The sequence below is a fragment of the Pseudomonas subflava genome, assembly GCF_023823685.1.
Taxonomy (GTDB): domain Bacteria; phylum Pseudomonadota; class Gammaproteobacteria; order Pseudomonadales; family Pseudomonadaceae; genus Aquipseudomonas; species Aquipseudomonas subflava.
On the sequence record NZ_JAMXBF010000003.1, the window covers coordinates 375,598 to 399,725 of the forward strand.

22 protein-coding genes and 1 pseudogene are annotated in these 24,128 nt (G+C 65.7%); 15 read left to right on the forward strand and 8 right to left on the reverse strand.

The genetic code is table 11. The features are described 5' to 3' along the window. Positions 1 to 25 precede the first annotated feature (25 nt). The 4 genes from NF616_RS05165 to NF616_RS05180 form a co-directional block, all read right to left on the reverse strand. Entirely contained in the window at positions 26 to 745 is a 720-nt protein-coding gene (locus tag NF616_RS05165; protein WP_252271983.1) for an ABC transporter ATP-binding protein, read from the reverse strand. Between the two features lies 1 nt (position 746). After that, entirely contained in the window at positions 747 to 1,586 is an 840-nt protein-coding gene (locus NF616_RS05170) for an ABC transporter permease (RefSeq protein ID WP_252271984.1), read from the reverse strand. 1 nt (position 1,587) lies between these two features. After that, positions 1,588 to 2,559, reverse strand: a complete 972-nt coding sequence (locus NF616_RS05175; protein ID WP_252271986.1) for an aliphatic sulfonate ABC transporter substrate-binding protein — start codon at positions 2,557 to 2,559, stop codon at positions 1,588 to 1,590. A gap of 94 nt (positions 2,560 to 2,653) precedes the next feature. After that, positions 2,654 to 3,979 carry an OprD family porin gene (locus NF616_RS05180; protein ID WP_252271987.1) on the reverse strand — a complete coding sequence of 442 codons (1,326 nt, stop codon included), beginning with the start codon at positions 3,977 to 3,979 and terminating at the stop codon, positions 2,654 to 2,656. Between the two features lie 329 nt (positions 3,980 to 4,308). On the opposite strand from NF616_RS05180, the gene NF616_RS05185 reads away from it, so the two are divergent. The 4 genes and pseudogenes from NF616_RS05185 (at position 4,309) to NF616_RS05200 (ending at position 7,252) form a co-directional block, all read left to right on the forward strand. Continuing rightward, on the forward strand, positions 4,309 to 5,289 hold the full coding sequence (locus NF616_RS05185; RefSeq protein WP_252271989.1) for an aliphatic sulfonate ABC transporter substrate-binding protein: 981 nt from the start codon (positions 4,309 to 4,311) through the stop codon (positions 5,287 to 5,289). Then, on the forward strand, positions 5,279 to 6,505 hold the full coding sequence (locus NF616_RS05190) for an acyl-CoA dehydrogenase family protein (RefSeq protein WP_252271991.1): 1,227 nt from the start codon (positions 5,279 to 5,281) through the stop codon (positions 6,503 to 6,505). Before NF616_RS05185 ends, NF616_RS05190 begins: the two co-directional genes overlap by 11 nt. A gap of 119 nt (positions 6,506 to 6,624) precedes the next feature. Further along, positions 6,625 to 6,813: pseudogene (locus tag NF616_RS05195) on the forward strand (glutathione S-transferase N-terminal domain-containing protein); the annotation flags it as partial. A 184-nt stretch (positions 6,814 to 6,997) separates the two neighbouring features. Then, entirely contained in the window at positions 6,998 to 7,252 is a 255-nt protein-coding gene (locus NF616_RS05200) for a glutathione binding-like protein (protein ID WP_252271993.1), read from the forward strand. Here NF616_RS05200 and NF616_RS05205 read toward each other — a convergent pair. The 3 genes from NF616_RS05205 to NF616_RS05215 form a co-directional block, all read right to left on the reverse strand. Continuing rightward, positions 7,249 to 8,154 (reverse strand): sigma-54-dependent transcriptional regulator, encoded by a 906-nt coding sequence (locus NF616_RS05205; protein ID WP_252271994.1) that lies wholly within the window; start codon positions 8,152 to 8,154, stop codon positions 7,249 to 7,251. The genes NF616_RS05200 and NF616_RS05205 overlap by 4 nt on opposite strands. 91 nt (positions 8,155 to 8,245) lie before the next feature. Continuing rightward, the gene (locus tag NF616_RS05210) at positions 8,246 to 8,827 is read right to left on the reverse strand and encodes an alpha/beta hydrolase (RefSeq protein ID WP_252271997.1); all 582 of its coding nucleotides are present in this window, start codon (positions 8,825 to 8,827) and stop codon (positions 8,246 to 8,248) included. Between the two features lie 87 nt (positions 8,828 to 8,914). Next, positions 8,915 to 9,883: a GGDEF domain-containing protein gene (locus NF616_RS05215; RefSeq protein ID WP_252271999.1), complete on the reverse strand. Its 969-nt coding sequence runs from the start codon at positions 9,881 to 9,883 to the stop codon at positions 8,915 to 8,917. A gap of 259 nt (positions 9,884 to 10,142) precedes the next feature. On the opposite strand from NF616_RS05215, the gene oscA reads away from it, so the two are divergent. From oscA to NF616_RS05245, 6 genes are all read left to right on the forward strand, one after another. After that, on the forward strand, positions 10,143 to 10,325 hold the full coding sequence (gene oscA / locus NF616_RS05220) for a sulfur starvation response protein OscA (protein WP_252272001.1): 183 nt from the start codon (positions 10,143 to 10,145) through the stop codon (positions 10,323 to 10,325). Between the two features lie 146 nt (positions 10,326 to 10,471). Beyond that, a complete protein-coding gene (locus NF616_RS05225) occupies positions 10,472 to 11,473 on the forward strand; it encodes a sulfate ABC transporter substrate-binding protein (protein WP_252272004.1) in 1,002 nt (333 codons plus the stop codon). A 113-nt stretch (positions 11,474 to 11,586) separates the two neighbouring features. After that, positions 11,587 to 12,405, forward strand: coding sequence for a sulfate ABC transporter permease subunit CysT (gene cysT, locus NF616_RS05230; protein WP_252272006.1), 819 nt, complete (start codon positions 11,587 to 11,589; stop codon positions 12,403 to 12,405). Between the two features lie 10 nt (positions 12,406 to 12,415). After that, complete coding sequence (cysW, locus tag NF616_RS05235; RefSeq protein WP_252272008.1) at positions 12,416 to 13,288, forward strand: sulfate ABC transporter permease subunit CysW; 873 nt, start codon at positions 12,416 to 12,418, stop codon at positions 13,286 to 13,288. 3 nt (positions 13,289 to 13,291) lie between these two features. Beyond that, entirely contained in the window at positions 13,292 to 14,281 is a 990-nt protein-coding gene (locus tag NF616_RS05240; RefSeq protein WP_252272010.1) for a sulfate/molybdate ABC transporter ATP-binding protein, read from the forward strand. Positions 14,282 to 14,477: 196 nt separating this feature from the next. Then, positions 14,478 to 15,242: a hypothetical protein gene (locus tag NF616_RS05245; RefSeq protein ID WP_434091857.1), complete on the forward strand. Its 765-nt coding sequence runs from the start codon at positions 14,478 to 14,480 to the stop codon at positions 15,240 to 15,242. Between the two features lie 44 nt (positions 15,243 to 15,286). On the opposite strand, the gene NF616_RS05250 is transcribed toward NF616_RS05245, so the two are convergent. Then, positions 15,287 to 16,195, reverse strand: a complete 909-nt coding sequence (locus tag NF616_RS05250) for a LysR substrate-binding domain-containing protein (protein ID WP_252272013.1) — start codon at positions 16,193 to 16,195, stop codon at positions 15,287 to 15,289. A 176-nt stretch (positions 16,196 to 16,371) separates the two neighbouring features. Here NF616_RS05250 and NF616_RS05255 point away from each other — a divergent pair, with 176 nt between their 5' ends. From NF616_RS05255 to NF616_RS05275, 5 genes are all read left to right on the forward strand, one after another. Beyond that, a complete protein-coding gene (locus tag NF616_RS05255) occupies positions 16,372 to 17,553 on the forward strand; it encodes an acyl-CoA dehydrogenase (RefSeq protein ID WP_252272015.1) in 1,182 nt (393 codons plus the stop codon). 160 nt (positions 17,554 to 17,713) lie between these two features. Next, entirely contained in the window at positions 17,714 to 18,937 is a 1,224-nt protein-coding gene (locus NF616_RS05260; protein ID WP_252272016.1) for a CaiB/BaiF CoA transferase family protein, read from the forward strand. A gap of 253 nt (positions 18,938 to 19,190) precedes the next feature. Next, complete coding sequence (locus NF616_RS05265; protein WP_252272018.1) at positions 19,191 to 20,522, forward strand: spinster family MFS transporter; 1,332 nt, start codon at positions 19,191 to 19,193, stop codon at positions 20,520 to 20,522. Positions 20,523 to 20,834: 312 nt separating this feature from the next. Further along, on the forward strand, positions 20,835 to 22,664 hold the full coding sequence (locus tag NF616_RS05270; RefSeq protein WP_252272020.1) for a DUF1302 domain-containing protein: 1,830 nt from the start codon (positions 20,835 to 20,837) through the stop codon (positions 22,662 to 22,664). Positions 22,665 to 22,689: 25 nt separating this feature from the next. Continuing rightward, positions 22,690 to 24,057, forward strand: a complete 1,368-nt coding sequence (locus NF616_RS05275) for a DUF1329 domain-containing protein (protein ID WP_252272021.1) — start codon at positions 22,690 to 22,692, stop codon at positions 24,055 to 24,057. Positions 24,058 to 24,128: the final 71 nt, after the last annotated feature.

Consider the following 24,128-nt stretch of genomic DNA (forward strand, 5'->3'; position numbering starts at 1 on the left):
AAACAGCTTCCACCCTGAGGGTCGTTTACAGCGTCAGCTCGGTCAGCGCCTCGCCGCGCAGGTAGGCCAGCTCGGCCGAGCGACGGTCGCGCGGATGTGCCAGCGGCACGGCCAGTTCGCGCTGAATGCGACTGGGGCTGCCGCCGAGGATCAGCACCCGGTCGCTGAGGTAGAACGCCTCGTCCAGATCATGGGTGACCAGCAGCAGGGCGATGCCATAGGCGTCGGCCAGGCGTACCACCAGATCCTGCAGTTTCATCCGGGTGAAGGCATCCACCGCGCTGAACGGCTCGTCCAGCAACAGCACCTGGGGGCGCTGGTACAGGCCGCGGGCGATGGCCACGCGCTGGGCCATGCCGCCGGAGAGTTGCTTGGGCAGCTTTTCGCCCTGTCCGGCCAGGCCGACGTCCGTCAGCAGTTGTTCGACCCATGCGCCATCGACGCCCCGACCATCGGCGAAGCCGACGTTCTGCGCCACGTTCAGCCAGGGCAGCAGGCGCGGCTCCTGGAACACCACGCCGATGCCACTGCCACCGCCAAAGTCCAGCAGCGGGTTATGCGACAAGCCGCCGGTAAAGTCCTGGTCGAGACCGGCGGCGATGCGCAGCAGGGTGCTCTTGCCGCAGCCACTGGGGCCGAGCAGGCTGATGATCTCGCCAGGCGCCAGGGCCAGGCTGACGTCATCGAGCACCCGCACGCCGGCGTAGGACTTGCGGATGTCTCGCAGCTCCAGCAGTCCGCTCATCTCAACTCTCCCCGCCCGTGAAGTTGTCGCGCCAGCGCAGCGTGCGCTGTTCCAGGCGCTTGAGCAGGCTGTCGCTGAGCTTGCCCATTACCGCAAGGGTGATGATCGCCACCAGCACCAGATCCGGGCGCGAGGTTTCCCTGCCGTCCGTGAGCAGGTAGCCGATGCCCTCGGTGGCCGCCAGCAATTCGGCGGCGACCACGCACAGCCAGGCCATCGACAGGCCGTTGCGCAACCCGGTGAACAGATACGGCTGAGCCGCGGGCACGAAGATCCGCCGGATCTGCTGACGGCGCGACAGGCGATACAGCTCGCCAAGTTCCACCAGCTTGCGGTCGACATTGCGGATGCCGGCGACCAGGTTCATGTACACCGGGAAGAACGAGCCGATGGCGATCAGGGTGACCTTGGAGGTTTCGTCGATGCCCAGCCAGATCAGCAGCAGCGGCACCCAAGCCAGGCCGGGCACGGCGCGCAGGGCCTGGAAGGTCGGATCGAGAAAGGCCTCCAGGCGCTGACTGATGCCCACCGCCGAGCCCAGCAGCAGCGCCAGCGAGGCGCCGATGGCGAAGCCGGACAGCACGCGCAGCGTGCTCGCCAGGATGTGCTCCCACAGCGGCCCCTCGGCCAGCTCCCACATGCTCCGCGCCAGCTCGCTGGGCGCCGGCATCAGGTAGCCGGGGATCCAGCCCAGGCGCACCACGGTCTCCAGAAGTGCCAGCAGGACCGCCGGCACCACCCAGCCGCGCAATGCACCGAGGCGGGTCGCGCGCGAAGACCGCGGCGCGTTCGCGCAGGGCGCCGTCGCGATTTGGCCCGCCACGCCGGTTGCGCGTGCCATATCAGTTCGCCTCGATCACGGGCCGCGCCAGGCGCGCGTCGATCAGGCTGCTCAGCGTGCCCGACACGTCGGCGTTGCGACGCAGCACGCCATCGGCCTGCAACAGTGGCACCACCGGCTCGATGGCCGCCAGATGCTGCTGCCCCGGCAAAGGACGGCTGAGGTCGTAACGCCCGAGCTGCAGCTTGATCACCTCGACCGGCAGCTGGGTTTCGCCGGAAATAAGCGTGGCGGCTTCATCCGGGTTGGCGATGATCCAGCGGCGCGCCCGCTCATAGGCCTGCAGCACCGTGCCGACGGCATCCGGATGGTCTTCCAGGAAGCTGTCGCGGGTGTTGAGGAAGGCTCCGAGGCCGAAGCTGTCGTTGCGATAGAGAAAGCGCGCGCCGGCCAGTTCGGCGGCGGCCATGTGCGGGTCCAGGCCGGCCCAGGCGTCCACCCGCCCCTGCTCTAGGGCGGTGCGGCCGTCGGGGTGCTGCAGGTGAACGATCTTGATGTCATCCGGCGTCAGGCCATTGGCCTGCAGCGAGCGCAGCAGGAAGAAGTAGGGATCGGTGCCCTTGGTGGCGGCGACCTGTTTGCCCTTGAGCTGATCGACCGAGCCGAGCGCCGAATCCTTTTGCACCAGCAGGGCGCTGGGCACGTACCACAAGTAGCTGTAGATGGCCTTCACCGGCTGACCGTTGGCCCGGCTGACGAATGCCGAGATGCTCGAGGTCAGGGCGAAATCGGAGGCACCGCTGTTGAGAAATTCCAGCGAGTTGTTGCTGCCACGCGACAGCACCCAGCGCACCTGCGTGCCCTGTTTGGCGAACGCGTCCTCCAGCCAACCGTTGTGTTTCACCACCAGGCTTTCCGGGGAATAGAAGGCGTAGTCGAGACGGATCTCGTCGAGTTTCTCGGCATGAACGCCGAACGACAGGAGCGCTGCCAGAACGGCAGTCAGGCCCCGACGCACTGTGTACAGACCCATGGGTCATCTCCTCATGCTTGGGTGGGTGCCTTCCGGGCCGAATGTCGGACTGGTCAGGAGAGTGTCGGGAGGAGACATCCCCTCCCGGCCAGGGTTACAGCAGGGTCAGGGTGTAGCTGACGATCAGACGGTTCTCGTCCTGGTCGGCGGCGGCATTGCTACGCAGCGAAGCATTGCGCCATGAGAAGCCCAGGCCCTTCAGGGCGCCGCTCTGCAGCGTGTAGTCCAGTCGGAAATCCCGTTCCCATTCCTTCCGGTCGCCCTCGGCCGAATCGATGTTGTCGCCGGACAGGTAAGCAACGGTCGCCTTGAGGCCGGGCGCGCCGAGTTTGGCGAAGTCATAGGCATACTCGGCCAGCCAGGTGCGCTCGCCGGCGGAGAGGAACTTGCCGATCTGGCGGTCGGTGATCAGGTAGGCGGTGGAGCCGTCGCCCTGGTTGAGGAACGGGAAGGCGCTGTCGCCTGAAACCTGCTGGTAGCCGGCGCTCAGCGCGTGGCCGCCCAGGCTGTAAGTGAACAGGGCGCTCCAGGTGTCGTTGTCCACCTCGCCGCGATCGCTGTCACCGGCGTCCCAGTAGCCGCTGCTGCGGTAGCCGTCGGCGCGGCCGGCAACACTGCCGTTCTCGCCGTCGGAGCCGCTGTGGAAGTAACGTAGATCGGTCTTCAGCGCGCCAGGGCCGATCGCCCAGTTGTGGGTCAGGCCGAGGAAATGCTGCTGGTAGAAGTCTTCCAGGTTGCCGTAGTAGTACTGCGCCAACAGATTCTGGGTGATCTTGTAGTCGGCACCGCCGTAATAGAACTTGTTGCTGAACCGCCCCGTCTCGGCATTGTTGGCGCCGCCGATGGACAGGCTCTCGCTGCTGCTCGAACTGCGGCCCTTGGCATGTTCGAGCTGGCCGCCGACAAGGATCAGGTTGTCGATCTCGGCAGAGGTGATCTGGCCGCCCTCGAAAGTCTGCGGCAGCAGGCGACCGTCGTTGAAGGTCACCACCGGCAGCTTGGGCTGCAGGGTGCCGAGGCGCGCCTCGGTCTTGGAAATGCGCACCTTGCCGGTCAGTCCCAGGCTGCTGAACTCATCCTCCGCCCGGCCGTTCTCGTCGGTGGGAAACACGGTGCCGCTGTACCTGCTGGAATCCGGGTTGTAGTGACGGCCACGGCCGGAGTCGAGCTTGACGCCGAGCAGGCCGATGGCGTCGACGCCCAAGCCCACGGTGCCCTCGGTGAAGCCGGAGACGTAATTGAACTGGAAACCCTGTCCCCATTCTTCCTGGGTGTTGGCGGCCGCGTTGCGGGTGTCCTGATTGATGTAGAAGTTGCGCAGGCCGAGGGTGGCCTTGCTGTCTTGGATAAAACCGGCGGCCGACGCTTGCTGGGCGAAGAGGCCAAACGCGACGGCAAGGGCCAGGGACGACTTGTTCATGTGCGATGCTCCAGATGCTGTTCTTCTCGTTCCGGGGCTTCGTGTTGGCGGGAGCCCCTGATTTACGGGCTCGGTGCGGTGGTCCGCTGGCGGCTTGGCGGCCAATCTAGGGGATTTACGTAATCTCTAAAAAGAATTGTTTTTCACTTTAATGTAATAAAAAGGAATAACAGGCGGGCTTATCTGACCATAAGCTAATTCCTGAAAATTATTTGCAGGGCTCTTTTTAGATCGATAGCTTGTCTCCACCGGACCACCGGACTTCCCCCTTACTGAAGTTCGTGTTCCGACGCCTCGCATGGCCGGGACGCCATAGCAGAGACTTTCCCATGTCCCGCCCCTCGCTGTTCCGTCGTAACTTGCTCGGACTCGGTCTGAGCCTCGGCTTGCTGACCGCCCTGCCTTCCGCCGCCGAGGCGGATTCGACACTGCGCATCGGCTACCAGAAGTCCTCCACCTTGATCAGCTTGCTGAAGAGCCAGGGCACCTTGGAGAAGGCCCTGGGCGATCAAGGCATCCGGGTCAGCTGGCACGAGTTCGCCAGCGGTCAGCCGCTGCTGGAGGCACTCAATGTCGGCAACATCGACCTGTCCGCCGATGTCGCCGACACCGTGCCGGTGTTCGCCCAGGCCGCCGGCGCCCAGCTCGCCTACTTCGCCCGGGAGACCCCCTCGCCGGCCGCGCAGGCGATTCTCGTGCGCGACGGCGCGCCGCTGCACAGCCTGGCCGATCTGAAGGGCAAGAAGGTGGCGGTGACCAAGGCCGCCGGCGCCCACTACCTGCTGATCGCCGCGCTGGCCAAGGCCAACCTGAAGTTCAGCGATATTCAGCCGGCCTATTTGACACCCGCTGACGGCCGGGCCGCCTTCGAGAACGGCAAGGTCGACGCCTGGGTGATCTGGGAGCCTTTCCTCAGCGCCGCCCAGCGCCAGCTGCCCACACGGACCCTGGCCGACAGCCAGGGACTGGCCAGCTACCAGCGCTACTACCTGACCAGCACCCGCTTCGCCGAGGCACACCCACAGGTGCTGCAGACCGTCTACGGTGAGCTGGCCAGGACCGGTGAGTGGCTGCGCGCGCACCCGGCCGAGGCGGCGAAGATCCTCGGGCCGCTGTGGGGCAATCTCGAGTCCGCCATCGTCGAGCAGGCCAACAGTCGCCGCAGCTACGAGGTACGCCCGGTGGAGAAGAACGGCCTGGCCGAACAGCAGAAGATCGCCGATGCCTTCTTCGCCGAGGGCCTGCTGCCCAGGCGCGTGAAGGCCGGCGACGTGGCCGTCTGGCAGCCGGAGGCGCGCGATGCCCAGTGAAGCTCGGCAACTTCACCCCAACGCCGAAACGCTACTGGATGCGCGGCTGTTCCCGGCCGACTTCGGCACCCTCACCGCCAAGGTCGAGCGCCTGGCGCGCAAGCTGGCCGAGAGCGCGGTGGAGCGCGACCGCCGTGGCGGCCACGCGCGCGCCGAGCGCGAGTTGATCCGCGACAGTGGCCTGCTGGCGCTGGCCATACCGCAGCGTTTCGACGGCCATGAGCGGCCCTGGCCGGAGATCTACCGCATCGTCCGTCATTTGGCCGCCGCCGACAGCTCGCTGGCCCACCTGTTCGCCTTCAACCACCTGCAGGTGGCGACCATCCTGCTGCACGGCAGTGCCGAGCAGCAGCGCCACTGGCTGGGACGCGCGGCGCGCGAGCGCTGGTTCTGGGGCAATGCCACCAACGGCCGCGACCTCGGTCTGCAGCTGCACGCGCGCGAGGAACATTTCGAGCTGAATGGACGCAAATCGTTCTGCTCCGGCGCGCTGGGTGCGGATGCGCTGGTGGTCAGCGCCCCGCGTGGCAACAGCGCCACGGAGCGGGTGTTTCTGGTGTTGCCGGCGCAACGCGAGGGCCTGGCGATCAACGACGACTGGGATGCCTTCGGCCAGCGCCAGACCGACAGCGGCACGGTGCAGTTCGAGAACGTTTTCGTCGACCGTGGCGAGCTGCTGCTCTCCGGCGGCCAGAGCCCGCGCAGCAGCCTGCGCGTGTGTGTGTCGCAGCTGATCCTCACCCAGCTGTACCTGGGCAATGCCCAGGCCGCACTGGACGGCGCCCTGCGCTACGTGCGCGAACAGGCGCGGCCATGGACCGGCGCAGGTGTCGAGGCCGCCGTGGAGGACCCCTTCATCCAGAAGCGCTACGGCGAGCTCTGGCTGCTCTACCGCGGCGCGCTGCTACAGGCCGAGCGGGCCGCCGAGCACCTGCAGCTGGCGTGGGACAAGCCGGCCCTGGGCGCTGTCGAGCGCGGCGAGCTGGCTCTGCTTATCGCCGAGGCGCGAGTCGCCTCGGCGCGTGCGGCACTGGAGATCACCAGCCAGGTGTTCGAGACCATGGGCGCCCGTGCCACTGCCTCGCGCTTCGGCTTCGACCGCTTCTGGCGCAACGTGCGGGTGCACAGCCTGCATGACCCGCTGGACTACAAGGTGCGCGACATCGGCCAGTGGCTCACCCGCGGTGTGGCGCCGACGCCCTCGCTGTACTCCTGACGCCAGCGTTTTTCACGGGGGCCGTTACCAGACAGGGCGGCTCCCGTTTTTTTTTATCCCGCCTGACAGCGCCCGCCACCTGGACTAGGGTTCACTACCCGTGCCGCCAGGAGGCCGCCATGCAACAGGACCGCCGCATCACCTTCTTCCATGCGCCACGCAGTCGCTCCACCGGAGTGGCCATCCTGCTCGAAGAGCTGCACGCCGATTACCGAATACGCCTGCTCAGCATCCAGCAGGGGCAGACGCGCCAGCCGGAGTATCTGGGAATCAACCCGATGGGCAAGGTCCCGGCGATCCTGCACGGCAATACCCTGGTCGCCGAACAGGGCGCGGTGTTCATCTACCTCAGTGACCTTTACCCCGAAGCCGGGCTCACCCCGCCGCTGGACGACCCGCAGCGCGGCGCCTGGTTGCGCTGGCTGGTGTTCTACGGTTCGAGCTTCGAGCCGGCGATCGCCGACCGCCCAGCAGCACGTGCCGCCGGTTTCGATGAGCCCCTACGGCGACTTCGACACCATGCTCGGCACGCTGGTGGGTCAGCTGGAAAAGGGGCCTTATCTGCTCGGCGAGCGGCTATCCAGTGCCGACCTCCTCTGGGGCACCGCCCTGAAGTGGACTCTGGGCTTCGGCGTGGTACCGCCACTGCCGGTGCTGCAGGCCTATGCCGAGCGGATCGCCTCGCGCCCTTCGGTGGTCCGTATCGCCGAACTCGAGGAGACGTGGCTGGCACAGCTCGGCGACTAGCCGGCGAGGCGGCGCAGCAGCGCCTGGCGCTCCTCGCCGCCGAGCAGTGCCCACTGCCGTTCGATGCTTTGCAGCGCGGCCTCCCGCGGCAGGTTGAGATGCTCCGGAAGAATTTCCTCGCCGCTACTGACCAGCAGCGCGAAGTGGATGACGTTCTCCAGCTCGCGGGTGTTGCCGTACCAGGGATAAGTCTCCAGTGCCGCCTGAGCGGCCGAGCCGATCTGCGGAATGGCCAGGCCCAGGCGTTGGGCATAAATGCCGAGGAAATATTCGGCCAGCGGCAGGATGTCGCCGGGCCGCTCGCGCAGCGCCGGCAGCGGCAAGCGGCCCTCGTTCAGGTAGTGGTAAAGGCGCTCGTTGAATTTGCCGGCGGCCACCGCCTGGCCCAGATCGATGCTGGTGGCGGCCACCAGGCGCACGTCCACTGGCACCGCGTGCTGGCTGCCGACCCGCTGGACCTCGCGGGTCTCCAGGGCCGCCAGCAGTCTGTCCTGCAGGCCCCGTGAAAGATCGCCGATCTCATCCAGATAAAGGGTGCCGCCGTTGGCCGAGCCGAACCATCCTGCACGGCTACTGGCAGCGCCGGCGTAGGCGCTGGCGGCATGGCCGAAAAGCTCGGCCTCGCCCCACTTAGGGCTGATGGCACCACAGCTGACGGCGACGAACAGGCCGCCACGCTCGCTTTCGCGGTGTACATGGCGGGCCAGCAGCTCCTTGCCGGTACCGGTCTCACCGAGGATCAGCACCGGCTGCCCGGCGGTGGCCAAGGCGTCGGCCCGCTCGCGCAGCTGGCGCGAGCGCGGGTCGACGAACACCAGCGCCTTGGCGCGAATGCTCAGCGGGCTCTTTTCGGTATCGGCTAAGGTCAACAGCGACTGCTGGGGGAAGGCGGGGCGGCTCATAGGGTGATCCTGGTCGAGGTGAGCCGCCGCCGAGCGGCGGCTCAGATGGGTATGGGAGGAACGCGACGCCGGCGGGTTCGCATTCGCCGGTTCATGCGCGCCGCCGCTCCAGCTGCTCGATCTGCCGTTGCAGGCGGTAGAGATAGGCGAAGCCCTGTTCCCAGCGTTCGTGCCCGGACTTCACGTTGATGTGTCCGGCCCCAGGCAGGATCGTCGCCTGGGCGCCCCAATCACGGGCCAGCTGCAAGGCGCGTGGCGCGCTGGCGGCGTGGTCGTTGTCCGAGCCCACCAGCAGGCTGGGAAAGGGCAGCGACTCGCGAGGAATCGGGGCGAAGCCACGCAGGGCGTCAGGGCAGTTGTCACGCTCGACGTCTGCAGGCGCCACCAGCAAGGCGCCGAGCACTTTGCACAGGGAGGCCCGCGGCGCCTGCGCAACCCAGTGAGCCACGGTGATGCACCCCAGGCTGTGCGCCACCAGAACCAGCGGACCGCTGGCGGCGGCCACGTGCTTCTCGAGCGTGAGGATCCAGTCGCGAAGGTCGGGGCAGTGCCAGTCGGCCTGCTCGACACGCGTGGCGTTCGGCAGGCTGCGCTGCCAATGGCTCTGCCAATGGTCGTGAGGCGATCCTTGCCATCCGGGCAGGATCAGATAACGGTGGGTCTGGCTGGCCATGTCTGCCTCCTGACGACGAGATGGGAGGCAGTCTAAGCAGAGAAGAAATCGAAGTTAAGGAATAAGAATTTATTTACTTATTCCATTTTAACCAATGACGATGCAGTCCTTGCCCTGACGCTTGGCCTGGTACATCGCGGCGTCGGCGCGGCCGTAAAGGTCTTCCAACTCGTCGCCTTCGCGCAGCACGGTGATGCCCTGGCTGATGGTTACACCGAAGTTCACGCCGTCGCAGGGGAACTGCAGACGCTGTACCTCGCGCTGCAGACGCTCGGCTACCTGACGAGCCTGCTCGGCGTCGCAATAGGGGAAGACGGCGGCGAACTCTTCGCCGCCGATGCGCCCGAACAGGTCATCGCGGCGCAGCACATAGGCTCCGCAATGCGATACCCGCTGCAGCACGCGGTCGCCCATCTGGTGGCCGTAACGGTCGTTGATCTTCTTGAAGTCATCGATGTCGAGCAGCAGGAAGGACAACGGCTTGCCGGCATCGCGGGCCTCGACGAACAACTCCTCAGCGCGCTCGAAGAAGTGTCGACGGTTGCTCGCACCGGTCAGTACATCGCTGGTGGCCAGGCGGTGCAGTTCACTCTGCAGCACCTTCTTTTCGGTGATGTCCTCGGCGATGCCGACGATCAGCGACTGACCGCCGAACAGGTTGGGCGGGCTGATGAAGCACTTGTCGCTGAGCCAGCGCACTTCGCCGTCGCCGCGGATGATGCGGTATTCACGTTGCTCCACGGAGCCCACCTCCAATACCGACTCCAGGCTCTGGGCGGCGTATTCCATGTCGTCGGGATAAATGCTGTTGAGCCACTCGCCGTAGTCGGCCAGCAGCAGCGCGGTGCTGCGCCCGAAGATGCGCTCGTAGGCGGGGCTCACGTAGACCATGCGCTGTTGGTCCCAGTCGAAGGCCCAGAGCACGGCATTGAGACCGGCGAGCAGGCTGCCCACCAGCAGTTCACGCTCACGCAGGCGCTCGACTTCCCCCCGGCTGTGCAACAGCGCCAGGGTGAGGGTTTCAAGCTCGCTGGGAGCCTGGTCGTTGTCGTCCATCGGACGGCGCCTCGTGAGATTCATGGCCGCAGCCTAAGCGCCTCATCGTGCCACTAGCGATGCTGGCAACGCGGCCGTGTGACGAATGGCAGAGAATTTCAACGACGCGGTCAGGATTACGGAACCCGCAAGAGATTCTGCGGTATCGCCTTATAGATCAATAATGAATAAATAAATCGTTAAATATTCTTTTTAAGACTATTTCCCTTGGACCTAATATCCGCCCCACGCCCAGCCCGGGCCAAACGAGGAGCAGATCATGAGCGCCACTCTCAGAAGCGTCGAAGGCCAGGACGAAGCCAGCATCCTGCGTGAAATCCAATCCGCATTGCAGGGACTGCGCTTCGGCGCCGTCGAGATCACCGTGCATAACGGCCAGGTGGTCCAGATCGAGCGCAAGGAAAAATTCCGTCTGCAGGCGCAGAACGCCAAGCCGGCCTGACCCATAGCCCGACTGGACAACCAGAGGTGCTTCCCCTGAAGCCGGACCCCTGCATTTCCCAGCAGGTCCGCATGGCGAATGGCGCGAATGCGCCAGCGCGCCGCAAAGCCAACAACAGAACAATTCCAGATTTCAGGAGCTGCACCATGTCCATTCGCCGTTTCGCCCTGGCCGCACTGGCCTCCGCACTGATCGCCGGCCCGACCGCCGCCGCGTCCACCGAAATCCTCAACGTCTCCTACGACCCGACCCGCGAGCTGTACCAGGAGTACAACGCCGCCTTCAACAAGCACTGGACCGCCCAGGGCAAAGAAGCCGTGACCGTGCAGCAGTCCCACGGCGGCTCGGGCAAGCAGGCTCGCGCGGTGATCGACGGTCTCAAGGCCGACGTGGTGACCCTGGCCCTGGCCGGCGATATCGACGAGCTGAACAAGCTCGGCAAACTGATCCCCGCCGACTGGCAGAGCCGCCTGCCACAATCCAGCACCCCCTATACCTCGACCATCGTGTTCCTGGTGCGCAAGGGCAACCCGAAAGGCATCAAGGACTGGGGCGACCTGACCAAAGAGGGTGTGGAAGTCATCACCCCGAACCCGAAAACCTCCGGTGGTGCGCGCTGGAACTTCTTGGCCGCCTGGGCCTGGGCCAAGCAGACCTATGGCAGCGACGCCAAGGCGCAGGAATACGTGAAGAATCTGTACCAGCACGTGCCGGTACTGGACACCGGCGCCCGCGGCTCGACCATCACCTTCGTCAACAACCAGATCGGCGACGTGCTGCTGGCCTGGGAAAACGAGGCCTTCCTGGCCCTGAAAGAGCAGGGCGGCGACCAGTTCGAGATCGTCGCACCGAGACTGTCCATCCTGGCCGAGCCGCCGGTGGCCGTGGTCGACAAGAACGTCGACAAGAAGGGCACCCGCGAAGTGGCCACCGCCTACCTGCAGTACCTGTACAGCGACGAGGGCCAGCGCATCGCCGCGAAGCACTTCTATCGCCCGCGTGACGGGAAGGTCGCCGCCGAGTTCGCCAAGCAGTTCCCACAGCTGAAGCTGGTCACCATCGACAAGGACTTCGGCGGCTGGAAGGAAGCGCAACCGAAGTTCTTCAACGACGGTGGCGTGTTCGACCAGATCTACCAGGCGCAGTGAGCCTGGCGTAACGGCCCCGCGCCGGACGCGTGGAACGAGCAAGCCCTGGCCACGCCGGGGCTTTGCGCCGAAACAACCCGGACAGCCTCCGGGCTCAACATTGCGAGGACCTTATGTCACGCCGCATTTCCCCCGTCATACCCGGCTTCGGGCTGACGCTGGGCTACACCCTGGTGTACCTCAGCCTGCTGGTGCTGATTCCCTTGGGTGCCATGTTCGTGCACGCCGCCCAGCTCAGCTGGGATCAGATCTGGAACATCGTCTCCGCGCCGCGGGTGGTCGCCGCCCTCAAGCTGAGCTTCTCCACCGCACTCTGCGCGGCCGTGCTCAACGGCGTGATCGGCACCCTGCTGGCCTGGGTTCTGGTGCGCTACACCTTTCCCGGGCGCAGGCTGATCGACGCCATGATCGATCTGCCGTTCGCCCTGCCCACCGCAGTCGCCGGCATCGCCCTCACCGCGCTTTATGCCCCGGCCGGTCTGGTCGGCCAGTTCGCCACCGCCCTGGGTTTCAAGATCGCCTACACCCCGCTGGGCATCACCCTGGCGCTGACCTTCGTCACACTGCCCTTCGTGGTGCGCACCATCCAGCCGGTGCTGGCGGACATTCCGCGCGAGGTCGAGGAGGCCGCCGCCTGCCTCGGTGCCAAGCCGTTCCAGATATTCCGCCACGTGCTGGTGCCAGCCCTGCTACCCGCCTGGCTGACCGGCTTCGCCCTGGCCTTCGCCCGCGGTGTCGGCGAGTACGGATCCGTCATTTTTATAGCCGGCAATATGCCGATGAAGACCGAGATCCTGCCGCTGCTGATCATGGTCAAGCTCGACCAGTACGACTACCACGGCGCCACCACCATCGGCGTGTTGATGCTGGTGGTCTCCTTCATCCTGCTGCTGCTGATCAACCTGCTGCAGCGCCGCATCGAGCGCCCATAAGGAGGCCGCCATGACCACTACGACCCTGTCGGCCAGCGCCGCCGCCAACGCCGCACGGCGCGGCAGCGCGGCCGGGCGCATCGCTCTGATCACGGGGGCCTGGCTGACCTTCGCCCTGTTTCTGCTGCTGCCCCTGTATGTGGTGCTGTCGGAGGCGCTGAAGCTCGGTTTCGGCACTTTCTTCACCGCGCTGGTGGAACCCGATGCCATCAGCGCGCTGAAGCTGACCCTGCTCGCCGTGGGCATCTCGGTACCCCTCAACCTGGTGTTCGGCGTGGCCGCCGCCTGGTGCGTGAGCAAGTACGAGTTCCGCGGCAAGAGCATTCTGGTGACGCTGATCGACCTGCCGTTTTCCGTGTCGCCGGTGATCGCCGGCCTGATCTACGTGCTGTTGTTCGGCGCCCAGGGCTTCTTCGGCGAATGGCTGCAGGAGCGCGACATCCAGATCATCTTCGCCCTGCCCGGCATCGTCCTCGCCACCGTGTTCGTCACCGTGCCCTTCGTCGCCCGTGAGCTGATCCCGCTGATGCAGGAGCAGGGCACCCAGGAGGAGGAAGCGGCGCGCCTGCTCGGCGCCAACGGCTGGCAGATGTTCTGGCACGTGACCCTGCCCAATATCAAGTGGGGCCTGATCTACGGCGTGGTGTTGTGCGCCGCGCGGGCCATGGGCGAGTTCGGCGCGGTGTCGGTGGTGTCCGGCCACATCCGTGGCTACACCAACACCCTGCCGCTGCATGTTGAGATTCTCTACAACGAATACAACCACGTCGCCGCCTTCAGTGTGGCCAGCCTGTTGCTCGCACTGGCCCTGGTCATCCTGCTGCTCAAGCAGTGGAGCGAAGCGCGTCTGTCCCGTCTGAAGTCCGCTGGCGATGAGGAATAAGCCATGAGTATCGAAATCCGTAACGTCACCAAGCACTTCGGCGCCTTCCGCGCGCTCAACGACATCAACCTGGACATCCGCAGCGGCGAGCTGGTGGCCCTGCTCGGCCCCTCCGGCTGCGGCAAGACCAGCCTGCTGCGTATCATCGCAGGCCTGGAGACGCCCGATACCGGCAATATCGTGTTCCACGGCGAGGACGTGTCGCAGCACGATGTGCGCGATCGCAATGTCGGCTTCGTGTTCCAGCACTACGCCCTGTTCCGCCACATGACGGTGTTCGACAACGTCGCCTTCGGCCTGCGCATGAAGCCCAAGGGCGAACGGCCGAGCGAGCAGCAGATCGCGGAGCGCGTGCACGAGCTGCTCAACATGGTCCAGCTCGACTGGCTGGCCGACCGCTATCCGGAACAGCTGTCAGGTGGCCAGCGCCAGCGCATCGCCCTGGCCCGCGCCCTGGCCGTGCGGCCCAAGGTACTGCTACTCGACGAGCCTTTCGGCGCCCTCGATGCCAAGGTGCGCAAGGAGCTGCGCCGCTGGCTGGCCCGGCTGCACGAGGAGATCAACCTGACCTCGGTGTTCGTCACCCACGACCAGGAAGAGGCCATGGAAGTAGCCGACCGCATCGTGGTGATGAACAAGGGCGTCATCGAGCAGATCGGCGCGCCGGGCGAGGTCTACGAGAAGCCGGCCAGCGACTTCGTCTACCACTTCCTCGGCGACTCCAACCGCCTGCACCTGGGCGAGGATCGGCACCTGCTGTTCCGTCCCCACGAGGTGTCGTTATCGCGCCTGGCGATGGAAGAACATCGCGCGGCGCAAGTGCGCGACATCCGCCCGCTCGGCGCCATCACCCGGGTGACCCTCAAGGTCGACGATCAGGAAGAGCTGATCGAGGCCGAGGTGGTCAAGGATCACGACAGCCTTACAGGGCTCAGCCGAGGCGAGACGCTGTTCTTCAAGCCCAAGGTCTGGGACCCGCAGGCCACTCGCTGACCAGACCGGGGGCATTCAACCTTCGAAAGAGGCGAAGATGCCCGCCGGCGTTCCTACTCCCGAAATTTGCGATGTAAATCACTCTTTTGGCTCATACCTTGCTGTTGCAAGCGCAGTAGTCTGTTGCCGCTGCGTCAACGGCACTTCTAGCCAACCATAAGAAACGCGCCAACAAGAATAAGAAGGAGCGACCGGGATGAATCGTAATCCTTTGATTAGGTTGATTTTTCCAGTGATATTGGGGGTCATGGCGGCCGTCTCTGCCGTCGCCCAGGCCGCCGCCATGACGGCCGCGGAACAGGTCCAGGTATTTGCCAGCCGAGCCACCAGCAGCCTGCTGCTGGTCCGCGGCGAAGGCTTCCAGGAAGAGCATCGGCAGCGTCTGGAGAAGGACATCGCCGACCTGGAAACCGCCGCCCAGGCCGCCATGAGCGGCAGTTCTGAAATTCCCGGCCTGACCAATCAGCTTGTTACCCAGTTACGCCGCGGTGTTTCCTTTGGCCCCAACGAAGAGAACATGCCCTGGGAATATCCCCAGGACCTGGCCAAGTCCCTGCGCGAGCTGCTGACCGTCGCACGCAACGTGCCGAACGCCGATCCGTCCGGCGAGCTGCCGGCCAAGGTCGAATACCTGGCCGTGCAGTACCTCAGCCGCTCCTACATCGGCAGCTTCGAGATCGCCCGCGAGCAGACCGAGAACTATGTCGGCCAGGACGAGCGCGTGCTGGTGCCGCAGATCGACAAGGAACTCGGCGCGCTCGACGCCAAGGGCAATCCGGCCGTGGCCAAGCTGAAGACTCGCTGGAAGTTCCTGCGCGCCGCCCTGATGGATATGAACAGCGGCAGCAATGCCCTGGCCAGCGCTTCAGGTCGCGCCTTTGCGCCGACTACCGTGGACCGCCACACCCGTTCCATGACCGGCCAGTGGATGTCCCTGGGCCAGGTCGCCGGTTCGCCATAACCCCACGGATCGCCTCACACAGCCGGGCCCAGCGCCCGGCTTTTTCATGTCCGGCTTTCGCCCTGATAGGTACCCGCTGCCTGCAGCAGCCAATCGCGAAACGCGCGCAGGGCAGCGGACTCGGCCTTGCGCTCGGGAATCATCAGGTAATAGGCCTTGTCGCTGCTGTGCAGCGCCGCCGGGTGCGCCGGCACCAGCCGCCCCTCGGCCAACTCGCGCTGGATCAGGAAGGGCGGGATCAGCGCCACGCCCATGCCATGGCTGGCGGCCTGGGCCAGCATGGAGAACAGCTCGTAGCGCGGCCCGCCGAGGTCATGCGGCACGCTCAGGCCCTGGGCGGCGAACCACTGGCGCCAGGCGTAGGGCCGGGTGGTCTGCTGCAGCAGCGGCAGGCTGGCCAGTTCCGCGGCCTCGAACTGATCGCGCCCAGCCAGCAGTTCCGGGCTGCAGACAGGTTGCGGCTCCTCGGGCATCAGGAAGTGCGCCTCGGTACCGGACCACTCGGCATCGCCGAAATAGATCGCCGCATCGAAGGCGGTATCGGCGAACAGGAACGGCCGGGTGCGGTTGGTCAGGTGCACCGTCACTTCGGGATGCAGGCGCTGGAAGTCCTTGAGGCGCGGCACCAGCCACTGGGTGGCAAAGGTCGGCACCACCGCCAGCTCGATGGCCACCGCGCCCTGCTGGCCCATGGCGGCCAGGGTGTCGCGCTCCACCGCATCGAGCTGCGCCGCCACCTTGCGGCTATAGGCCAGGCCCGCCTCGGTCAACTTGACCCCGCGCCGCGAGCGGCGGAACAGCTCGATGCCGAGGAACTGCTCGAGCCCGGCGATCTGCCGGCAGATCGCGCTCTGGGTCAGCACCAGCTCGTCGGCGGCCTTGGTGAAGCTCTGGTGGCGAGCAGCCGACTCGAAGGCCACCAGGGCAGCGGTGCTGGGGATTCTGCGGCGCATCTATGCGTAGACCTCAAGCTGTAGCGCAAAATTTGCCCATTCAGGCTATCTCGGAGTGAGTTATTCGCACAACAGTATGCGAAATCCTCGTTTGCCCATGGCCGCCACGCCGCCTAGTCTCTCTCCATCGTCCGGCCAGCGCCGGTTTCCACTGCCCCCGTTTCGAGGATTCGCCCATGGCCGCCAAGACAAGCTTCAACTGGATCGACCCGCTCCTGCTGGACCAGCAGCTGACCGAGGAAGAGCGCATGGTGCGCGACAGCGCCCAGCAGTTCGCCGCCGCCAAGCTGGCCCCGCGCGTGCTCGAAGCGTTCCGCCATGAGAAGACCGACCCGGCGATCTTCCGCGAGATGGGCGAGACCGGCCTGCTCGGCGCCACCATCCCCGAGGCCTACGGCGGCAGCGGCCTGAACTACGTGTGCTACGGCCTGATCGCCCGCGAAGTGGAGCGCATCGATTCCGGCTATCGCTCGATGATGAGCGTGCAGTCCTCCCTGGTGATGGTGCCGATCTTCGAGTTCGGCAACGAAGCCACCAAGCAGAAGTACCTGCCCAAGCTGGCCAGCGGCGAATACATCGGCTGCTTCGGCCTGACCGAGCCGAACCACGGCTCCGACCCGGGCTCGATGATCACCCGCGCCAAAAAGGTCGACGGCGGCTACCGCATCAGCGGCAGCAAGATGTGGATCACCAACAGCCCGATCGCCGACGTGTTCGTGGTCTGGGCCAAGGACGATGCCGGCGAGATCCGTGGCTTCGTCCTGGAGAAGGGCTGGGAAGGCCTGAGCGCCCCGGCGATCCACGGCAAGGTCGGCCTGCGCGCCTCGATCACCGGCGAGATCGTGATGGACAACGTGTTCTGCCCGGAAGAGAACGCCTTCCCCGACGTGCGTGGCCTGAAAGGCCCATTCACCTGCCTCAACTCCGCGCGCTATGGCATCAGCTGGGGCGCCCTGGGCGCCGCCGAGTTCTGCTGGCACACCGCGCGCCAGTACACCCTGGATCGCACCCAGTTCGGTCGCCCGCTGGCGCAGACCCAGCTGATCCAGAAGAAGCTGGCCGACATGCAGACCGAAATCACCCTGGCTCTGCAAGGCTGCCTGCGCCTGGGCCGGATGAAGGACGAGGGCACCGCCGCGGTGGAAATCACCTCGATCATGAAGCGCAACAGCTGCGGCAAGGCGCTGGATATCGCGCGCATGGCTCGCGACATGATGGGCGGCAACGGCATCAGCGACGAGTTCGGCGTGGCCCGCCACCTGGTCAACCTCGAGGTGGTCAACACCTACGAGGGCACCCACGACGTGCACGCGCTGATCCTCGGCCGCGCGCAGACCGGCCTGCAGGCGTTCTTCTAAGCCCTGCCTCCCCTCTCCTTCCGGGAGAGGGGCCGGGGGTGAGGGATCTCCGGGCCGCTCCGAGTTGCCATAGCCCCCTCAGCCTCCGCGGCCCGCCCCAACCCTCTCCCAGGGGGAGAGGGAGTTGTTCTTACCCATTCGCCAGCCTGTGAGGTTTCCCATGCCCGGCGCCCTGTCCCATATCCGTGTCCTCGACCTGTCCCGCGTGCTGGCCGGCCCCTGGGCCGGGCAGATCCTCGCCGACCTTGGCGCCGAGGTGATCAAGGTCGAGCGTCCCGGCAGCGGCGACGACACCCGCCACTGGGGCCCGCCCTATATCAAGGACGCCGACGGCAACGACAGCCGCGAGGCCGCCTATTTCCAGTGCGCCAACCGCAACAAGCAGTCGCTGACCCTGGACTTCACCCAGGCCGAAGGCCAGCGCCTGGTGCGCGAGCTGGCGGCGCAGTGCGACGTGGTGCTGGAGAACTTCAAGGTCGGCGGCCTGGCCGCCTACGGCCTCGACTACGAATCGCTGAAGGCGGTCAATCCACGGCTGATCTACTGCTCGATCACCGGCTTCGGCCAGGACGGCCCCTACGCCAAGCGCGCCGGCTACGACTTCATGATCCAAGGCCTGGGCGGGCTGATGAGCCTGACCGGCAAGCCCGATGGCGAGAACGGTGCCGGACCAATGAAGGTCGGCGTGGCGCTGACCGACATCCTCACTGGCCTGTATGCCACCGTCGGCGTGCTGGCCGCGCTGAATGCCCGCGAACAGAGCGGCCAGGGCCAGTACATCGACGTGGCGCTGCTCGACGTGCAGGTGGCCTGCCTGGCCAACCAGGCGATGAACTATCTGGCCACCGGCAGCGCGCCCAAGCGCCTGGGCAACGCCCACCCGAACATCGTGCCGTACCAGGACTTCCCCACCGCCGACGGCGACTTCATCCTGGCCGTGGGCAACGACGGGCAGTTCCGCAAGTTTTGCGAGGTCGCCGGACTCCCGGCTTTGCCCGACGACCCGCGCTTTTCCACCAACAAGGCGCGCGTCGCCCATCGCGCCGAGCTGATCCCGCTGCTGCGCCAGGCTACGGTGTTCAAGACCACCGCCGAATGGGTCGCGCTGCTGGAAGCGGCCGGCGTACCGTGCGGGCCGATCAACGACCTGGCCCAGGTGTTCGCCGACCCGCAGGTGCGGGCCCGCGGCCTGCACGTCGATATGCGCAATGGCATGGGCAGTGTCACCCCGCAGGTGGCCAGCCCGCTGCGCCTGTCCGGGAACCCGGTGGAATACCGCCTGGCGCCGCCACTGCTGGGCGAGCATACGGATGCACTGCTGCAGCGGCTGCTCGGTCTGGATACCGAGCAGATCGCCACGTTGCGCCGCGCGGCCGTGATCTGATTGCAGCGGGGCTGCCCGGCAGCCGCTTTCCCATTTGCAAAAAACTCGGCCAGTTCACCGCAGCGGCAACGAAAATAGCCGACATTCGCGCTCGCCCACGCAACTGGTAACAGTCATCAGCGAGCGGACATCAATCTGATTCAACTCGCTGATAGTACCTTCGAGCGATACTAAGCCGCCGTTAGACGGACCTAAGCTGGGTTCATCCCGTAACCCTATCGAGTGCCAGGATGGCGCCGCGGAGCCTTGCCACATGTCCAACAACAATAACGGCTACCCCTCCAGTCTTTCCGCCTGGATCACGGTCACCATCCTGATGATCGCCTACGTGCTGTCGTTCATCGATCGGCAGATCCTCAACCTGCTGGTGGGCCCGATCCGCCGCGATCTGGACATCACCGACACGCAGATGAGTCTGCTGATGGGCCTGTCCTTCGCCCTGTTCTATACCGTCTGCGGCATCCCCCTCGGCCGCCTGGCCGACACCAAGAGCCGGCGCGGCCTGATCGCTCTCGGCGTGCTGTTCTGGAGCGCGGCCACCGCCGCCTGCGGCATGGCCAAGCTGTACTGGCAGTTCCTCATCTGCCGCATCGGCGTCGGCGTCGGCGAAGCCGCGCTGTCACCGGCTGCCTATTCGCTGATCGCCGACAGCTTCCCGCCCAACCGCCGCGCCACCGCCATGGCGGTGTACGGCATGGGCGTGTACCTGGGCTCAGGCATCGCCTTCCTCCTCGGCGGCCTGGTGATCCAGTTCGCCTCGGCCCAGGGTGATGTGCATCTCCCGGTGTTCGGCGAAGTACGCCCCTGGCAGCTGATCTTCCTCATCCTCGGCGCCGCCGGCGTGCTCTTCACCCTGCTGATGCTGGCGGTGCGCGAGCCGGCCCGCCGCGGCGTGGGCGCCGGCGTGGCGGTACCGCTGGCCGACGTCGGCCGCTACATCCGCAGCAACCGCCGCACCGTGCTGTGCCACAACCTCGGCTTCGCCGGTCTGGCCTTCGCCGGCTACGGCAGCGCCGCGTGGATTCCCACCTTCTACATCCGCACCTACGGCTGGGATGCCGGCCAAGTGGGCATCATCTACGGCTCCATCGTCGCCGTATTCGGCTGCCTCGGCATCGTCTTCGGCGGGCGCCTGGCGGACTGGCTGGCCAAGCACGGGCGCAGCGACGCCAACATGCGCGTCGGTCTGTATGCCGCCATTGGTGCGCTGCCCTTCGTCCTGGCCTTCCCGCTGATGGAAAGCGCGCTCTGGTCTTGCGTACTGATGGCGCCGACGGTGTTCTTCCTGAGCATGCCGTTCGGCGTCGCCCCCGCCGCGATCCAGGAGATCATGCCCAACTCCATGCGCGGCCAGGCCTCGGCCCTGTACCTGTTCGTCATCACCCTGATCGGCCTTGGCCTGGGCCCAACCGCCGTGGCACTGGTGACCGACTTCGTGTTCGCCGACGACAACGCCCTGCGCTACTCGCTGCTGATCGTCACCTCCATCGCTGTAGCAGCCTCCGTTCTGCTGCTGTGGCGCGGCCTGCACCCTTACCGTGAGAGCCTGCAGCGCCTGCAGCAGTGGTCGCTGGGCGCCGCCTGACCGGGCGCAAGTCGCGCTCTTGAAGAGCCCCGCCTAGGCGGGGCTTTTTCATGCTCCAAAAGGCGCGAGTAGCGGGCTACCTCCAGCCGCCATTCGCGCGTTGCGCCCGTGCCTACGAGGTGTCGGCCTGCCCTGTCCATGGGGTTTCGCTGATGACCCTGCATTCAGCGCATTACTGACCCCGCCAGGGCCCGCCTGGCAGGGCCTTTAATACTTTCGGGCTACATCGCAAATACATCCTTGGTGCGCTTCTGCGCCTGTCATCCGCTGGGTAGGGTGCGCTCAGTTGCACCCCCATTCACGGAGAGCCTCATGACAAAAACAACAAGGCCCGGAATTTTCCAGCCGCACACCCTCGCCCTGGCCATCGCCCTCGGAACCGCAGCTCCGGCGTATGCCGTCAATTTCAATATCGGGGAGATCGAGGGCCAGCTCGATTCGTCCATGTCGGTAGGCGCCAGCTGGTCCATGCGCAGCGCCGATCCAGACCTGATCGGTGAAGCCAACGGCGGCACCGGCTTCACCCAGACCGGCGACGACGGTCGCCTGAACTTCAAGAAGGGCGAGACCTTCTCGAAGATCTTCAAGGGTATTCATGACCTCGAGCTGAAGTACCGCGACACCGGCGTGTTCGTGCGCGGCAAGTACTGGTACGACTTCGAGCTGAAGGACGAGAGCCGTCTGTGGAAGGACATCGACGACTCCAACCGCAAGCAGGCCGCGCAGTCTTCCGGCGCCGAGATCCTCGACGCCTTCGTCTACCACAACTACGCCATCGGCGATCTGCCGGGCTCCGTGCGCCTGGGCAAGCAGGTGGTGAGCTGGGGTGAAAGCACCTTCATCGGCAACAGCATCAACTCCATCAACCCGATCGATGCCGCAGCCTTCCGCCGCCCGGGTGCCGAGATCAAGGAAGGCCTAATCCCGGTGAACATGTTCTACGTATCGCAGAGCATCACCGACCAGCTGTCCGCCGAAGCCTTCTACCAGCTGGAATGGGACCAGACGGTCGCCGACAACTGCGGCACCTTCTTCGCCGGCGCGGATGTGGTCGCCGACGGTTGCGACAACAACTACAACATCCTCGGCCCGGGCTCGATCGCCTCGATCCAGGCCGCCAAGGCCGGCCTGCTGGGCCCTGCCGCGGCCGCGGCCATGGCCGACGTGGGAGTCACCGACGAGGGTCTGATCGTGCCGCGCGGTGGTGATCGCGACGCCCGCGACAGCGGCCAGTTCGGCGCCGCGCTGCGCTGGATGGGTGACGAGGCGGAGTACGCCGCCTACTTCCTCAACTACCACAGCCGCACGCCCAACCTGAGCATGCAGAACGCCAGTGCCGCGGACATCACCGCCGCCCTGACCACCCTCGGTGGCGCCCTGGCCCAGCCGATCCTGCTCGGTCGCGGCAGCTATTTCCTCGAGTACCCCGAGGACATCCAGCTTTACGGCCTGAGCTTCTCCACCTCGCTGCCCACCGGCACCGCTTGGTCCGGTGAAATCAGCTACCGGCCGAACATGCCGCTGCAGATCAATACCACCGACATGACCGGCAAACTGGCCACCTCGGTCGCCGGCGCGCTCGGTACCGGCGGTTTCCCGGCGGCTCTGGCCCAGGCCGGCGCCATCAGCCGCGGCTACAACCGCAAGGAAGTCACCCAGGCGCAGACCACCTTCACCCACTTCTTCGACCGGGTGATGGGCGCGGACCGCCTGACCCTGGTGGGCGAGATCGGCGTGACCCACATCGGTGCCCTGGAGAGCAAGGACGAGCTGCGCTACGGCCGCGACTCCATCTACGGCTCGCCCTACGGCACCGCCGCGTCCAACCTGGCCTCCGCAGCGGAGTACGGCTACCACGGCTTCTACACCGACACCTCCTGGGGCTACCGCGCGCGCGCCATCTGGGACTACAGCAACGTGATCGCGGGCATCAACTTCAAGCCCAACCTGTCCTGGTCGCATGACGTGGATGGCTACGGCCCGACCTTCAACGAAGGCTCCAAGGCCGTCAGCGTCGGCATCGACGCCGAATACGCCAACACCTACACCGCCAGCCTGTCGTACACCGACTTCTTCGGCGGCGACTACAACCCGATCGTCGACCGCGACTTCCTCGCGTTCAGCGTCGGCGTGAACTTCTAATTCGGCTTTCAGAGAATCAGTCAGCATGAAAACAACAAGACAACTGATCAGCGCCCTCACCCTCTCCCTGTTGGCCGGCAGCGTGCTCGCTGCCGTGTCGGCGGACGAAGCGGCCAAGCTCGGCACCAGCCTCACCCCACTGGGTGCCGAGAAGGCCGGCAACGCCGACGGCAGCATCCCGGAATGGAACGGTGGCCTGGACAAGAACGCCGCCAATGTTCTGTCCGGTGGTTTCCTGGGTAACCCCTACGCCAACGAACAGCCACTGTTCACCATCACCGCGCAGAACCTCGACCAGTACAAGGACAAGCTGTCCGAGGGGCAGGTCGCGATGTTCAAGCGCTACCCCGAAACCTACAAGATGCCGGTCTACCCCAGCCACCGTAGCGTGGCCCTGCCGGCGGACATCTACGAGGCGGCCAAGAAGAGCGCGACCAACACCAGCCTGATCGAGGGTGGCAACGGCCTGAAGGGCTTCGCCGACAGCCGCTACTACGCCTTCCCGATCCCGCAGAACGGCCTGGAAGTGGTGTGGAACCACATCACCCGCTACCGCGGCGGCAACCTGCGTCGCAGCATCGTGCAGGCCGCCCCGCAGGCGAACGGCTCCTACACCCTGGTGCACTTCGAGGACGAGGTTGCATTCCCCAGCCAGACCAAGGGCCTGGACCCGAAGAAGGCGGAAAACGCCCTGCTGTTCTTCAAGCAGCGCGTCACCGCGCCGTCGCGCCTGGCCGGTAACGTGCTGCTGGTGCACGACTCCCTGGACCAGATCGCCGAGCCGCGCATGGCCTGGCTGTACAACGCCGGCCAGCGTCGTGTGCGCCGCGCGCCGCAGGTCGCCTACGACGGTCCGGGTACCGCCGCCGACGGCATGCGTACTTCCGACAACTTCGACATGTACAACGGTGCCCCCAACCGTTACGACTGGAAACTGGTCGGCAAGCGCGAGCTGTACATCCCGTACAACAACTACAAGATGCAGTCGCCGGACGTGAAGTACGACGACATCATCAAGGCCGGCCATACCAACCAGGACCTGGCGCGCTACGAGCTGCACCGCGTCTGGGAAGTCGAGGCCACCCTGAAGTCCGGCGAGCGCAACATCTACGCCAAGCGTCGCTTCTTCGTCGACGAGGACAGCTGGCAGATCGCCGTGTCCGAGCACTACGACGGCCGCGGCCAGCTGTGGCGCGTCGGCCAGGCCATGCTGGTTCAGCAGTTCGACCAGCAGGTCCCGGTGTACGCCTTCGAGGCCCTGTACGACATCATCGCCGGCCGTTACATCGCCATCGGCATGGCCAACGAGGAGAAGAACGCCGTGCAGTACGGCATCCAGGCTTCGGCCGTGGACTTCACCCCGGCCGCCCTGCGTAACGCCGGCGTACGCTGAGTTCCAACGCAACGCTGCTCCAGCTTGAGGCGACCCCAGTGGTCGCCTTTTTTGTCCGCGAGCGCCTCGTG